This is a genomic window from Porcipelethomonas sp. (genome assembly GCF_051893655.1).
In the GTDB taxonomy this organism is placed as follows: Bacteria; Bacillota; Clostridia; order Oscillospirales; family Ruminococcaceae; genus Porcipelethomonas.
The window spans coordinates 1-14,131 of the sequence record NZ_JBJFHN010000063.1; the positions used below are offsets into that span (position 1 = coordinate 1).

12 protein-coding genes are annotated in these 14,131 nt (G+C 39.2%); 2 read left to right on the forward strand and 10 right to left on the reverse strand.

Going from position 1 to position 14,131, the window contains the following annotated elements; translation table 11 throughout:
• Positions 1-153: 153 nt before the first annotated feature.
• From ACI4WO_RS03605 to ACI4WO_RS03645, 9 genes are all read right to left on the reverse strand, one after another.
• Positions 154-1,152, reverse strand: coding sequence for an NAD(P)H-dependent glycerol-3-phosphate dehydrogenase (locus ACI4WO_RS03605; RefSeq protein ID WP_439806192.1), 999 nt, complete (start codon positions 1,150-1,152; stop codon positions 154-156).
• 2 nt (positions 1,153-1,154) lie between these two features.
• Complete coding sequence (gene plsY, locus ACI4WO_RS03610) at positions 1,155-1,832, reverse strand: glycerol-3-phosphate 1-O-acyltransferase PlsY (RefSeq protein WP_439806193.1); 678 nt, start codon at positions 1,830-1,832, stop codon at positions 1,155-1,157.
• On the reverse strand, positions 1,832-3,154 hold the full coding sequence (gene der / locus ACI4WO_RS03615; protein ID WP_439806194.1) for a ribosome biogenesis GTPase Der: 1,323 nt from the start codon (positions 3,152-3,154) through the stop codon (positions 1,832-1,834). Before der ends, plsY begins: the two co-directional genes overlap by 1 nt.
• A gap of 166 nt (positions 3,155-3,320) precedes the next feature.
• Entirely contained in the window at positions 3,321-3,506 is a 186-nt protein-coding gene (gene rpmF, locus ACI4WO_RS03620; protein ID WP_439806195.1) for a 50S ribosomal protein L32, read from the reverse strand.
• 38 nt (positions 3,507-3,544) lie between these two features.
• Entirely contained in the window at positions 3,545-4,000 is a 456-nt protein-coding gene (locus tag ACI4WO_RS03625; RefSeq protein WP_439806196.1) for a YceD family protein, read from the reverse strand.
• 72 nt (positions 4,001-4,072) lie between these two features.
• Positions 4,073-4,480, reverse strand: a complete 408-nt coding sequence (locus ACI4WO_RS03630) for a hypothetical protein (RefSeq protein WP_439806197.1) — start codon at positions 4,478-4,480, stop codon at positions 4,073-4,075.
• Positions 4,481-4,603: 123 nt separating this feature from the next.
• Positions 4,604-5,938 (reverse strand): glucose-6-phosphate isomerase, encoded by a 1,335-nt coding sequence (locus tag ACI4WO_RS03635; RefSeq protein ID WP_439806198.1) that lies wholly within the window; start codon positions 5,936-5,938, stop codon positions 4,604-4,606.
• Between the two features lie 144 nt (positions 5,939-6,082).
• Positions 6,083-7,216, reverse strand: a complete 1,134-nt coding sequence (locus ACI4WO_RS03640; RefSeq protein WP_439806199.1) for a D-alanyl-D-alanine carboxypeptidase family protein — start codon at positions 7,214-7,216, stop codon at positions 6,083-6,085.
• Between the two features lie 135 nt (positions 7,217-7,351).
• Entirely contained in the window at positions 7,352-7,582 is a 231-nt protein-coding gene (locus ACI4WO_RS03645; protein WP_439806200.1) for an HPr family phosphocarrier protein, read from the reverse strand.
• 269 nt (positions 7,583-7,851) lie between these two features.
• Here ACI4WO_RS03645 and mtaB point away from each other — a divergent pair, with 269 nt between their 5' ends.
• Both mtaB and ACI4WO_RS03655 read left to right on the forward strand, forming a co-directional pair.
• Positions 7,852-9,150, forward strand: a complete 1,299-nt coding sequence (gene mtaB, locus ACI4WO_RS03650; protein ID WP_439806201.1) for a tRNA (N(6)-L-threonylcarbamoyladenosine(37)-C(2))-methylthiotransferase MtaB — start codon at positions 7,852-7,854, stop codon at positions 9,148-9,150.
• 97 nt (positions 9,151-9,247) lie between these two features.
• Positions 9,248-12,952: a phosphoribosylformylglycinamidine synthase gene (locus ACI4WO_RS03655; RefSeq protein ID WP_439806202.1), complete on the forward strand. Its 3,705-nt coding sequence runs from the start codon at positions 9,248-9,250 to the stop codon at positions 12,950-12,952.
• A 56-nt stretch (positions 12,953-13,008) separates the two neighbouring features.
• Here the strand turns inward: ACI4WO_RS03655 and nadA are convergent, their stop codons facing one another.
• A complete protein-coding gene (gene nadA / locus ACI4WO_RS03660; RefSeq protein ID WP_439806203.1) occupies positions 13,009-13,932 on the reverse strand; it encodes a quinolinate synthase NadA in 924 nt (307 codons plus the stop codon).
• Positions 13,933-14,131 lie beyond the last annotated feature (199 nt).

Consider the following 14,131-nt stretch of genomic DNA (forward strand, 5'->3'; position numbering starts at 1 on the left):
ATAATATAATTTTAGCACTTTTTACACTTTTTTTCAACCTAAAATTATAAAGGATATGCATCAATATACGTTACACTATCTGGTAATTCTGATATTCTTAAGTGAATCACAATAAATAGCCCCAAAAAAAGGACGTCAAAAGACGTCCCAAAACTAAATTATTTCCTCAGTTTCACACTTTTTCGGTCTTGACATAAGTTTTCCCAAAGCCTCTTTTACATTTCCTTTATTAAACAGCACATTATTAAGCTGTTCAGTAATAGGCATAGAAACCCCGACTTTCTGAGCAAGCTCTAAAGCCACTTTACAGCAGTTATATCCTTCAACAGTACCCACAATTTTAACTGCCTCTTCTGGACTTACTCCCTGACCAATAAGAATTCCTGCACGCCTGTTACGGCTGTGCATACTGGTACATGTAACAATAAGATCACCTACTCCTGTAAGTCCAGCAAAAGTTGAAGCATTAGCACCAAGGGCAACACCCAGTCTTCCGATTTCAGTAATACCTCTTGTCATAAGGGCAGCTTTGGTATTGTCACCATAATTCAGACCATCGCATATTCCGGCACATACAGCAATTATATTTTTAAGTGCTCCGCCAATTTCACAGCCTACCACATCAGAATTTATATAGATTCTGAAAACATTGCTGCTCATAATATCCTGAATATAAGATGCGGCTTCCATATCATCAGATGCCGCAACAACCGTAGTAGGAATACCACGGGCAACTTCTTCTGCATGAGACGGTCCGGAAAGAATTACAATCGGAGAATCCTTTACCTCTTCACGGATAACATCGCTTATAAGTTTATGAGTACCATTTTCCAGTCCCTTACTGGTATTTACAACTATCATTTCTTTAGTAATATAAGGAGCTGCTTTTTTTACAACATCCCTTACAAATGGAGATGGTATTCCCAGAAGAACAACATCACTCCCGGTTACGCATGAAATATCCGCATTAAGTTCAATTGATTCCGGAATCTTTACCCCCGGAAGCTTTGACTTATGTTCACCATCAGCTTTTATATCATCAAGTTCTTTCTGGAATGCAGACCACACGGTAATTTTATGCCCGATTCTGTCAAGCATTACAGCAAGAGCCATTCCGAAACCTCCGGAACCCAATATTGTTATTTTTGCCATATTTACTTCTCCTTTTTATGAAATGAAAATCTGTTTTCAGTACCGTTTTTAAGTCTTTGAATATTTGTTCTGTGCATAAATATTACAAGAGCGCATATAGGCATTGTCATTACTGTATAAACCAGTGACAGTTTAAGTGAAGTACCTTCAGCAAAATACTGCATTAAAAAAGTAATAAAGGGACAGCATATTGTAGCAATTATGGAGGACAATGAAACATATCTGCTGATGGTAAGAATAACTGCAAAAATCAGGATAAGTATTCCAAACACCACCGGATCTATAACCAGAAATACCGAAACACCTACCAGTACTCCTTTACCTCCCTTAAAGCCGTAATACACAGGAAAAATATGCCCGATAACTGCAAAAAAGCCGGCTATATAACCTATAAAATGCACATCGTTATCCGGTCCAAGTCCCACGCCCATAGCACTGCACACAGCTTTGCATATTAATACAGCAACGATACCTTTAAGCAAGTCCCCGACAAGAGTTAATGCAGCCGGCAGTTTTCCGAAACATCTGAGTGTATTGGTAAGCCCTGCATTTCCGCTTCCGAATTGCCTGATATCTTCACCCTTCATAAGCTTAACTACTATAATAGACGAATTGCAGCTTCCAAGAAGATATGAAATAACAGCAGAAGCAGCCACGGCAAGAATAAATTTCAGTACCATTATTTATCTCCCCGTTCTCTGACAACAAATCTGACTGGCGTTCCGGTCAAGCCGAAAGTACTTCTGATCTGGTTTTCAAGATATCTCTGATATGAAAAATGAAAAAGATCTGACCGATTAACAAATGTCACAAATGTAGGAGGTTTTGTAGAAGCCTGAGTCATATAATAAATTTTCAGTCTTCTTCCCTTGTCAGACGGAGGCTGAACTCTGGTAGTAGCATATGCAAGGACATCGTTTAGCATACCTGTTGATATTCTCATGCTGTTTTGTTCATTTACATATTTTATCATTTCAAATATTTTATTGACTCTCTGTCCGGTTTTGGCAGAAATAAATACAAACGGAACATATGACATAAAGCTGAAATCATTTTCCAGCTTTGTTTTAAATTCGTCCATAGTTTTGTCGCCTTTTTCAATTTTGTCCCATTTATTTACAGCAACAATTGAAGCCTTTCCCTGTTCATGTGCATATCCGGCAATTTTTGAGTCCTGTTCGGTAAATCCGGTTTCAGCATCAATCATAATAACACAGACATCTGCTCTGTCAACTGCCATATATGCACGCAATACGCTGAAATGTTCGATTTTTTCATTAACCTTTGATTTTTTTCTTATTCCGGCAGTATCAATAAATACAAACTTGCCTTCTTCATTTTCTACAATTGTGTCGGTTGCATCACGGGTTGTTCCGGCGATATCAGAAACAATAACTCTTTCTTCACCGGCAATTTTATTTATCAGTGATGATTTACCGGCATTAGGCTTACCAATTACCGCCACTTTTATATAGTCATCCGTATAATCTTCTGTTTTTTCGTCAGGGAAATATTTAAATATCTCATCCAGAAGATCTCCTGTTCCATGACCATGCTGAGAAGAAATCGGGAATGGTTCACCCAGTCCAAGATTATAAAATTCATATAGTTCCACCGGAGGTTCACCGATAGTATCACATTTATTAACAGCCAGTACTACAGGCTTTCCGCTTTTAAGAAGCATAGAAGCCACGTCCTGATCACTTGCAGTTACTCCGCATCTGATATCTGTAACCAGCACAATAACATCTGCTCTTTCGATTGCAAGCTCTGCCTGATGTCTCATCTGGGAAAGAATCACATCATCCGAATCCGGTTCAATACCTCCCGTATCAACAACCATAAATTCCCTTGCACGCCATTCACATTTTGAATATATCCTGTCTCTGGTAACTCCTGGAGTATCCTCGACAATTGAGATTCTCTTACCGACAATTTTATTAAACAGCGTAGATTTTCCGACATTAGGTCTTCCGACCACGGCAACAACGGGCAAAGACATTTTAACATCCCCTTTCCCAGGAATCACTGATACTTTAAGTATGCTGACACAAATCCTGATATACATTTAGCATTAACACACTCTAGTTTTCCCGAAAGTAAATTTTATATAACAAATTAAAACAAAAAGGAGAGAAAGATTACTCCTCCTCTCCTCCTCTTAAGCATTATTCGGCATCCATCTTGATAACCTCAACGCCCTTGTAGAATCCACAATTCTTACAAACCTTGTGCGGAGCCTTTAATGCTCCACAATTATCGCATCTGCTGAATGCAGGTGCATCAAGCTTCCAAACTGCTGAACGTCTCTTATCACGTCTTGCCTTGGAAGTTTTTCTCTTTGGTACAGCCATTCCGGCACCTCCTTACAGCTTTGCCGTAGCAGCAAAACTCAGTATTTCTGGCAATTACACTCGGACTCATTCAGGTCACAGCCGCAAACCGGGCATAATCCTTTGCAGTCATCACTGCAAAGAAGCTTAGTAGGCAGCTCCAGAAGCAAGTCCGAAAGAGCAATCTCGCTTATATCGACCCTGTAATTTTCCGCAACAATGAATTCAGATTCATCACTGTCGGAACTTAAGGCACTGACAATTACATGCTCAAATTCATAAAAGAAATCTCTTTTAAGCTCCTTCAAGCATCTGTCACAGACGATATTTAATGTAAACTTTACGGAATAATTCATATGAACAACGTCGGCACGGTTATAAAAGCATCCAGCAACAACAACAGCTTCAGCGAAATCATAGCCGCATGGCTGCTTCAGTTCTGCCGCAGGAATTTCAAAAGCAAATTCCCTGCGTTCACCGACAATATTAAAAACCTGACGTAAATCCGCTGTCATAAATTTACTCCCTTACAAGCATCATAAATTATATTATATACAAAACTTAACCTATTGTCAATACTTTTTTTATTATTCAGCAAATTTTGTAACGCCTGCCGGCAGCTCTTCATTATCAGCTGAAACAGTGAAAACGACCTGAACGTCATCACCAGTAAGTTTATCGAGCTTGTCCAGCATGATACCAAATTCATCAAAATCAGCACCGCCGATTTTCAGAATAGAGTCAACAAAAATTTCCTTGATATCATAGTTTCCTGCGAGCATTCCGGCAACAAAGCCATAAACTGCATCATAGCCTGAAATATTAAAACGCTCAGCATCTACAAGTCTTACCTTGTAACTAATATCATATGTAAGCTTTGCACCCTTTTCGATGCAAATCAGATCGCCGTTTGTGGACTTTACAGCGTCATTAATCATATCAATAAGAATCTTTGTTTTACCTGTACCCTTTTTGCCTGTTATTAACTTAATCATTTATAAACTCCTTCCGTCATACGCAATGACATAATTATTGCTGCATTGAATAATGCGTTTATAATTGCAGGACCTGTCAAGATCACAGCAGCTTAAATGGAATCACTCCACATTTAAGTTAAATTATCCGAGCTTTGCTTCCAAAGCTTCCTTACGGTCTTCATATCCCGGTTTGCCAAGAAGTGCAAACATGTTTGATTTATAGCTTTCAACTCCCGGCTGATTAAATGGATTAACTCCCAGAACATATCCTGAAACAGCACATGCCTTTTCAAAGAAATAAATCATGTAGCCTAAGTTTTCTTCATCAACTTTATCCAGTTCCAGAATAATATTAGGAACTCCGCCTTCTGTATGTGCAAGAACTGTACCTTCAAAAGCCTTTCTGTTTACAACAGACATATTCTGATTTGTAAGGAAATTAAGTCCGTCAAGATTTTCAGCATCATCCTCAAGGAAAAGATCCTGTTTCGGATTCTTAATATCAACAACAGTTTCGAACATAACTCTTGAACCGTCCTGAATAAACTGTCCCATAGAGTGAAGATCTGTTGAAAATACAGCAGATGCCGGGAAAATACCCTTATTATCCTTGCCTTCGCTTTCACCGAAAAGCTGCTTGTACCATTCTGACATCATGCAGAATGCCGGATCATATGAAACCATCATTTCAACTGATTTACCCTTGCGATAAAGAATATTTCTCAGAGCTGCATACTTATAGCAGTCATTATTATCAAAATCAGCAGTAAAATCTTCTCTTGCCTGAGCAGCACCCTTCATAAGTCCGTCAATATCGCAGCCTGCAACAGCAATAGGCAGCAGACCAACAGCTGTCAGAACGGAAAAACGTCCGCCGACATCATCAGGAATAACAAAGGTTTCATAGCCTTCTGTATCAGCCAGACTCTTGAGAGTTCCTCTTGCCTTGTCAGTTGTGCAGAATATTCTCTCCTTTGCACCGTCACGACCGTATTTATCTTCAACAAGCTTTTTGAAAATTCTGAAAGCAAGTGCCGGTTCAGTTGTAGTACCTGATTTTGAAATTACATTTACGGCAATATCTCTGCCTTCGCAAATTGAAAGCACCTCATTCAGATACGTAGGGTTAATGTTATTTCCCACATAATAAATGTCAGGAGTGTCCTTTTTCATATTGTTATAAAAAGGCGATTTCAGAAGCTCAATTGCAGCTCTGGCACCAAGATAGGATCCGCCGATACCAATAACGATAAGCACATCAGCTGTTTTCTGTATCTTTGCAGCAGCAGCCTTGATTCTGGCAAATTCTTCCTTGTCATAATCCACAGGAAGGTCAAGCCATCCCAAAAAATCATTTCCAAGACCTGTTCTGTCATGCAGAACCTTTGCAGCAGTTTCAACCTGAGCTTTGATACCGTTCATTTCATCTTCATTAACAAATTTCTGAACGTATTTGCCGTTTAATTTCAATGACATTATAAGTTTCCTCCAGTCAGTAAGTAAAAACATTATTTGAATATATTTTTTATTGCACTCTTACCCTTATCATTTTACTATATTTCCTTTTTATTTGCAAGATGTAACTTCATTCTTGTTGATATTTCACATTTTTGCAGTTTGTTATTTATACATTATGCACAAACATTTTTTAAGCGCTTTTAAAAAAGTCATACTATCAACCTTAGTAGAGGTAATAAGATCCGTTTCAAACAAAAGAGTATCCCCATTGTAGAAGCCTACTCTGCCAACCGGCTGACCTTTTCTGACCGGAGCCTCCACATATTCCGGTAGAAATATCACTGAACTCAGCTCATCACGGTTTTTCGGTACAACAAGTCCTGTAAGACTCCTTGCTTCAATTTCAACTGCTATATCCACTCCCCCATGTACGGCAAGAGGCTTTAAAAATTCATTTGAAAATGCCGGGGTAGTCACCTTGTACATAGAAAATCCGCTTGCCAGCAATGATTTTCCGGCAGAAAACCTCTCATCCTTGTCTGCACATCCCAAAACTACAGAAATGTATGTCTGACCATCCTTTTCAGCAGCAAGGGCAAGAGTATATCCCGACTGTTCAGAATGTCCTGCTTTAAATCCCAGAAGTCCGTCATATGTTCTGACTATTTTATTTTCATTTACAAGCTCAGTCTGATCATTTCTTACTCTGTCCATCCACGTTGTCATATACTTTGTAAGAAATTTATGATTAAGAAGCTCCCGGCAAAGCAGTGCCGTATCATATGCCGAAGAATACTGCCCCTGTGCGTCAAATCCGGCACAGTTTTTATAAACAGTATCCCTCATTCCAAGCTCAAAAGCTCTTGCATTCATCATACCCACAAACTCATTTTCATCTCCGCCGATATGCTCGGCAAGAACCATTGTAGCATCGTTGGCATTTCCTATTATCACAGATTTAAGAAGTTCTTCAACAGATATGGTTTCTCCCGTCATAAGCCATACCACTGCTCCGGGCTGACTGTTGGCATTGGCACTGGCTGTAAGCTTTGTATCTGTTGAAAGATTACCGGATTCAATTTCTTCAGCAGCAAGCAAAACAGTCATAAGCTTTGAAAGAGTACCCTGAGGAACTCTCTCATATCCGTTTTCCTGACTTAAAACCGTACCTGTTGACGCTTCCATAAGTAAAGTGCAGTAAGTAAGATCATCGAACTTTTCATCTTCGGCATAAACTGCCCCGGATGTGCATAACGTCATTAACACTGCTGTAATGAATGAAATGATTTTTTTCATAATGTTCTCCCGAAATAAAATTTATATGATGCAATAAAAATCATGCTCAGATAAATTATATGCCAGAAGCACTGAAAAAATTAAAAGCCGGAAGTTTCTGAAATCAAAAACTTCCGGCTGGCATTTATCAATAAATTACTTTGCAAGATATTTTTCAATGTCCTTTGCAAAATTTCCAGGTTCATCAGTGTGAGCCTTAAGTTCAATAGGCTTTGAAAGGTCAAGACTGAAAATACCCATAATTGACTTGGCGTCTACGGCATATCTGCCTGAAACCAGATCAACATCAAAGTCATACTTCATAACCATATTAACGAAGTCTTTTACATCATTGATTGCAGCCAGTGAAATTTTATAAGTTACCATAATTATACCTCCTGTTTTACATATGAATGTTTATGTTTTTGCGGAATATTTTTATATTTCCCTTCCGCTGTGTAAATAATACCACTAATTCAAAATAAAGTCAATACGATTGCAATATTTTCGTAAATTTAGTATAATGAATAGGCATACAGATGGGCGGTTTTTATTCACCTTGATTATTTTGTAGGGTATGCACAAGATATATTGTTTAAATTTGTTATATATAAACATACACTTTAAACATTTTCAATTACGGAACGGAGTTAAATATGAAAGCTTTTTTTATCAGCTTCGGCTGCAAGGTTAACCAATATGAAACAGAAAGCATCAGAGCCGATTTTTTGTCAAGAGGATATGAAGTCACAGAAAATCCTGAAAATGCAGATGTTATTGTTATAAATTCCTGTACTGTCACTTCCTCAGGGGACGGCAAAAGCCTTTATTTTCTCAGAAAAGCCCGGAAACTTAATAAAGACGCAGTTATTGTACTGACCGGCTGTATGCCGCAGGCGTCACCGTCTATTTCTGAAAAAATTCCGGAAGCGGATATTGTAACCGGTACAAAACAACGTGGAAAAATTCCTGATCTTGTAAAGGAATTCATTGAAAACAGACAACAAATAGTAAGTATAGGCAAATACTGTGCAGATGATAAATTTGAAGAAATCATACCCGGAGATTTCAGTGGAAAAACCCGTGCATTTGTAAAAATACAGGACGGCTGCAACCAGTTCTGCTCATACTGCATCATTCCCTATGCAAGAGGAAGATGCCGTTCAAAACCTATGGAAATGCTGAAGAAAGAAATATCAGAGCTTGCCCGGAACGGTCATAAGGAAATAGTATTGGTGGGAATAAATCTTGCCTTTTACGGCAAAGAATACGGTCTGCGCCTTATTGATGCAGTTGAGGAATGCAGCAGAATAGAGGGTGTAGAGCGAATACGTCTGGGTTCTTTAGAACCTGAAATGATTTCAAACGAGGACCTTTTACGACTCTCATATATACCGCAGTTCTGTCCTCAGTTTCATTTGTCGCTGCAAAGCGGATGCGACCGGACGCTCCAGGCAATGCACAGGCATTACAATACTGCCGAATACCTGACCCTTGTTCAGAAAATCAGAAACATTTTTCCTGAATGCTCAATAACCACCGACATTATGGTGGGATTCCCAGGAGAAACAGATGAAGACTTTGAAGAATCCCTTGAATTCACTGAAAAAATCGGATTTGCAAAGATTCATGTTTTTCAGTATTCACCAAGAAACGGAACGCGTGCCGCAGAAAGACCGCAGATTTCAAAATCTGTAAAGCATGAACGTGCAGACAGAATGAAAGCACTTGCCGGAAAACTTCAGAAAGAATACCTGAAAAAACAGGTCGGAAAGACTGTTCCGGTACTTTTCGAGCGTGAAAGTTCTCCGGAATTTCATCAGGGATATGCACCAGACTACACATTAATAAAAATTCCTGCAAAAAAATGCGAAAAAAGTTTGCGAAGAATGATTTTTTATGTTAAAATAAAAAAGAGCGAAAAGGACTGCTGTATTGGTAAAATAGTTCAATAATTTAAATTATTTTGCCGCATGTCCGAAACGGTATTTTCCGCAAGTATACCGTTTTCAAAAATAAAACATATTTTTATTGCGGAGAATGGAGCATAATATGTCTGTATTCCGAATTTATGTAGAGAAAAAACCTGAATATGCCGTTGAGGCAAAATCTGTTTTAAACGATATTCAGACAGCACTTCGTCTGAACATTTCAGGAATCAGGATTTTAAACCGATATGATGTTGACAGAATCAGCGAGGAAGATTTTAAAATGTCGGTCAGCACTGTTTTTTCAGAACCGGCAGTTGATGTCACATACTCAGAACTTCCCGTTCTGATAAACAACGAAAGAATATTTGCAGTTGAATTTCTTCCCGGACAGTTCGATCAGCGTGCAGACAGCTGTGAACAGTGTATTCAGATTCTTACTCAGAAGGAGCGCTGCCGTGTAAAGAATGCTAAAATATATATCATCGAAGGCAGACTTACTGATGAAGAATTTGAAAAACTTAAATCATATCTTATCAATCCGGTCGAAAGCCGCGAAGCTTCTCTTGATATTGTAAGAACTCTTGATACAGAATACCAGATTCCTGAGAAGGTTGAAGTACTTGAAAACTTTATAAGACTAAATGACAAGGGGCTTAATGCATTCATAAAAGAATTCGGTCTGGCAATGGACTTTGATGATATTAAATTCTGTCAGTCCTATTTCCGTGATACCGAAAAGCGTGACCCTACTATAACTGAAATCAGAATGATTGATACCTACTGGTCAGATCACTGCCGTCATACAACATTTTCTACAAATATTGAAAATGTTGATATTGAAACTCAATATATCAAAGAAACATATGATGAATATATGGAAGTACGTTCAGAGCTTGGCAGAAATGAAAAGCCTGTAACACTTATGGATCTTGCAACACTTGCTGTAAAAAAACTCAAAGCGGACGGCAAACTGAACGACCTTGACGAAAGCGAAGAAATCAATGCATGCTCCGTTAAAATAAAAGTAAACACAGAAAACGGTGAGGAAGACTGGATTCTGATGTTCAAAAACGAAACTCATAATCATCCCACAGAAATCGAACCTTTCGGCGGTGCGGCAACATGTCTGGGCGGTGCAATCCGTGATCCGCTTTCAGGACGTTCTTATGTTTATCAGGCAATGAGGGTAACAGGTGCAGCAAATCCACTGGTGCCTGTTGAAGATACTATTGCCGGAAAGCTTCCTCAGAGAAAAATTACAGTAGGCGCTGCAAACGGATACAGCTCATACGGCAATCAGATAGGTCTTGCAACAGGACATGTTACTGAAATTTATCATCCGGGATATGTTGCAAAAAGACTGGAAATCGGTGCGGTAGTAGGTGCTGCTCCTGCTGAAAATATAAGACGTGAAGCTCCTGTTCCGGGAGACGTTGTGGTTCTTCTGGGCGGAAAAACAGGCCGTGACGGCTGCGGCGGTGCTACCGGTTCTTCAAAGTCACACACTCTTGAATCCCTTGAACACTGCGGAGCTGAGGTTCAAAAGGGTAATCCTCCGGAGGAAAGAAAATTACAGAGACTGTTCAGAAATCCGGAAGTTACAAAAATGATAAAACGCTGCAACGATTTCGGTGCAGGCGGTGTTTCTGTTGCAATTGGTGAGCTGACAGACGGTCTGGTAATCGACCTGAACGCAGTGCCGAAAAAATATGATGGTCTTGACGGCACTGAAATTGCAATCAGCGAATCCCAGGAAAGAATGGCAGTTGTTATCGCAAAGGAAGACATCGAAAAGTTCTTATCGGAAGCTCACAAGGAAAATCTGGAAGCTACTGTAGTTGCAGACGTTACAGAAGAACCAAGACTGAAAATGAACTGGAATGGTGTTACAATTGTTGACCTTTCAAGAGAATTTTTAAATTCCAACGGTGCTCCGAAATATACAGATATTAAAATCAAAAAACCTGATACAAAGCTTCTCAGCACTTATACAGATAATCCGGAAGGCTGGGATGCTCTTATGGCAAATCTCAATGTATGCTCACAGAAAGGACTTGTTGAAAAGTTCGATTCAACAATCGGTGCTTCAACTGTTCTCATGCCTTTCGGAGGAAAATATCAGCTTACCCCGGCACAGGCAATGGCTGCAAAAATCCCGGTTCTCCATGGACAGACTGACACCTGTTCTGTAATGGGCTGGGGATATAATCCGTTTATAAGCGAAAAAAGTCCATATCACGGTGCTGTACTTGCAGTAATCGAATCAATTGCAAAGGTCGTGGCAGCAGGCGGCAAGCATGAACACTGCTGGCTAACTTTCCAGGAGTATTTTGAAAGAACTCAGAATAACCCGGAACGCTGGGGTAAACCTATGGCTGCACTTCTCGGTGCGTTCAAAGCACAGCTTGAAATGGGCTGCGGAGCAATCGGCGGAAAGGACTCAATGTCCGGTACATTTGAAAATATTGACGTTCCTCCGACTCTTGTTTCATTTGCTGTATCCACAGCCTCCAGCCGGAAAATTGTTTCTCCTGAATTCAAGGACAAGGACAGCAATGTTATTATAATAAAACCTGACTATGACGAAAATGGTCTGCCGTTATTTGACAGCGTTAAAAAATGCTTTGCTGATGTTGAAGAAATGATTGATTCCAAAAGAGCAAAATCAGTCTGGACAATTTCTTCAGGCGGTGTTGCCGAAGGTATTGCAAAAATGTGCTTCGGAAACAGAATAGGCTTTGCTTTTGAAAACAAGCTTTCAGAAGAAGAACTGTTCCTGCCTTACTACGGTGCATTCATAATTGAAATTGATGGTGAACCCAAAGAAAACGAAACTCTCCTGGGAAAAACAAAATCAGAATACAATATATTCACAAAGAATTATACTCTGTCGCTGGATTCTCTACAGCAGACATGGGAAAGCAAGCTTGAACCAGTATATCCATGCAGAATAAAAACCGCACTGTCAGCTGTTGAATCCTATGAATACAACGCAAAAAAACGTGCATTTCCATCTATTAAAGCAGCCGTACCTAAAGTATTTATACCTGTATTCCCTGGTACTAACTGCGAATACGACACGGCAAGAGCATTTGAACGTGCAGGTGCTGCTCCGGAAATAATGGTTGTAAAAAATCTCAGTGCTTCAGATATTGAGGAATCCGTTGACGAAGCAGTAAGAATTATAAAGCAGTCACAGATTATAATGATCCCCGGCGGTTTCAGCGGCGGCGATGAACCTGACGGAAGCGGAAAATTCATTACTGCATTTTTCAGAAATCCTAAAGTAAAAGACGCTGTTCACGAACTTCTCAAAAAGAGAGACGGACTTATGCTCGGTATCTGCAACGGTTTCCAGGCACTTATAAAGCTCGGACTTGTACCTTACGGAGAAATCACGGATATGACCAATGAATCACCTACTCTTACATTTAATACCATTGCACGGCATCAGTCAATGATGGTAAATACCAGAATTGCATCAAACAAGTCTCCATGGCTTTCCGGATCAAATGTAGGCGATATCCATACTGTTGCCATTTCTCACGGTGAAGGAAGATTTGTAGCTCCTCAGTCACTGATTGTAAAGCTTGCAAATAACGGTCAGATTGCAACTCAGTACGTTGATTTAAACGGCAAACCTTCAATGGATATCAGATATAACCCTAATACATCCATGGAAGCTATTGAGGGTATTACATCCCCTGACGGACGTATTCTCGGCAAAATGGGCCACAGCGAACGTATAGGCTTTGACGTATGCAAAAATGTTTCCGGCAATAAAGACCAGAGAATTTTTGAAAATGGCGTAAGATATTTTAAATAAAAATATAAAACGGCGGTACTGTTTTGACAGTTACCGCCGTTTTCATTTATAATATTTTATTCGCCCAGTCTTATCATTTCATCAATGCATACACGAGCCTTTCTTATTTTTTCGTCACTCATTTTAATTTCAAATGCTTTTCCATTATCAAGGTTTAAAAGCGTCTTATAAACATCCATAAGAGTAGTAAGTTTCATATTCGGGCAAAGTATTTTTTTTGAAAGATAATAAAATTCCTTTTCAGGACATTTATACTGCAAATGCTCTGTTATACTCATTTCTGTACCAATAATAAATTCCTTATGATCCGATTCTATTGCATATTTCATTATACCGGAAGTTGAGCCTACATAATCTGCTGCGTCAGTAATTTCAGGACGGCATTCAGGATGCACCAGTACAAGTGCGTCAGGATGCTTTTCTTTTGCTGCCTTTAAATCATGCATAGTAACTGAAGCATGAACCGGACATCCACCCTGAAGAAGCTTAATATCCTTATCCGGCAGCTGCTTCTGAACATAGCTTCCGAGATTGCAGTCCGGAATAAACAGAATTTTATTATTTTTTATTCTGCTGACAATTTTTACAGCCGTAGCAGAAGTTACACATACATCACAGACCGTTTTCAGATCTGCAGTGGTATTTATGTACGCAACAACAGTCCTGTCCGGTTCCATTGCCTTAACTTGTCCGATTAAGTCCGGATCCATCTGCTCTGCCATAGGACAGCCCGCATCAGGATTGGCAAGAAACACTTTCTTGTCCGGAGAAAGCATTTTAACCGTTTCAGCCATAAAATGAACACCGCACATAATAAAAGCATCACAGTCATGTTTCGCCGCTGCAACACTTAAAGCATAGGAATCGCCTGTTTCATCGGCGATTTCAACGATTTCCTTTGCCTGATATGAATGAGCAAGAATTACTGCATTTTTTTCTTTTTTGAGTCTTAGGATTTCATCCTGTATATTTTTAATCATAGCTCCTCCTGTTATGCACCAATATATTGGTACAACTTTTTATTTTATTTTGAATCTTCCGATTCGGAAGACTTCCCATCATTTTTACTTTCACTATTTGTGTTATCTGAATTTTTTATTTTTTTAGAACTTACAATGCTTTTGAATTTATCAATCCATACGGATTTATTTTTATTGTCAGCATTATCAGAATCAGTAT

Excerpts from the sequence above, each read along its gene's own strand:
- ACI4WO_RS03655 (WP_439806202.1), top strand. The coding sequence starts at position 9,248 with ATGTCTGTATTCCGAATTTATGTAGAGAAAAAACCTGAATATGCCGTT.
- ACI4WO_RS03640 (WP_439806199.1), bottom strand. The coding sequence starts at position 7,216 with ATGAAAAAAATCATTTCATTCATTACAGCAGTGTTAATGACGTTATGC.
- rpmF (WP_439806195.1), bottom strand. The coding sequence starts at position 3,506 with ATGGCTGTACCAAAGAGAAAAACTTCCAAGGCAAGACGTGATAAGAGA.
- ACI4WO_RS03645 (WP_439806200.1), bottom strand. The coding sequence starts at position 7,582 with ATGGTAACTTATAAAATTTCACTGGCTGCAATCAATGATGTAAAAGAC.
- plsY (WP_439806193.1), bottom strand. The coding sequence starts at position 1,832 with ATGGTACTGAAATTTATTCTTGCCGTGGCTGCTTCTGCTGTTATTTCA.
- ACI4WO_RS03605 (WP_439806192.1), bottom strand. The coding sequence starts at position 1,152 with ATGGCAAAAATAACAATATTGGGTTCCGGAGGTTTCGGAATGGCTCTT.
- nadA (WP_439806203.1), bottom strand. The coding sequence starts at position 13,932 with ATGATTAAAAATATACAGGATGAAATCCTAAGACTCAAAAAAGAAAAA.
- der (WP_439806194.1), bottom strand. The coding sequence starts at position 3,154 with ATGTCTTTGCCCGTTGTTGCCGTGGTCGGAAGACCTAATGTCGGAAAA.
- ACI4WO_RS03625 (WP_439806196.1), bottom strand. The coding sequence starts at position 4,000 with ATGACAGCGGATTTACGTCAGGTTTTTAATATTGTCGGTGAACGCAGG.
- ACI4WO_RS03630 (WP_439806197.1), bottom strand. The coding sequence starts at position 4,480 with ATGATTAAGTTAATAACAGGCAAAAAGGGTACAGGTAAAACAAAGATT.
- ACI4WO_RS03635 (WP_439806198.1), bottom strand. The coding sequence starts at position 5,938 with ATGTCATTGAAATTAAACGGCAAATACGTTCAGAAATTTGTTAATGAA.
- mtaB (WP_439806201.1), top strand. The coding sequence starts at position 7,852 with ATGAAAGCTTTTTTTATCAGCTTCGGCTGCAAGGTTAACCAATATGAA.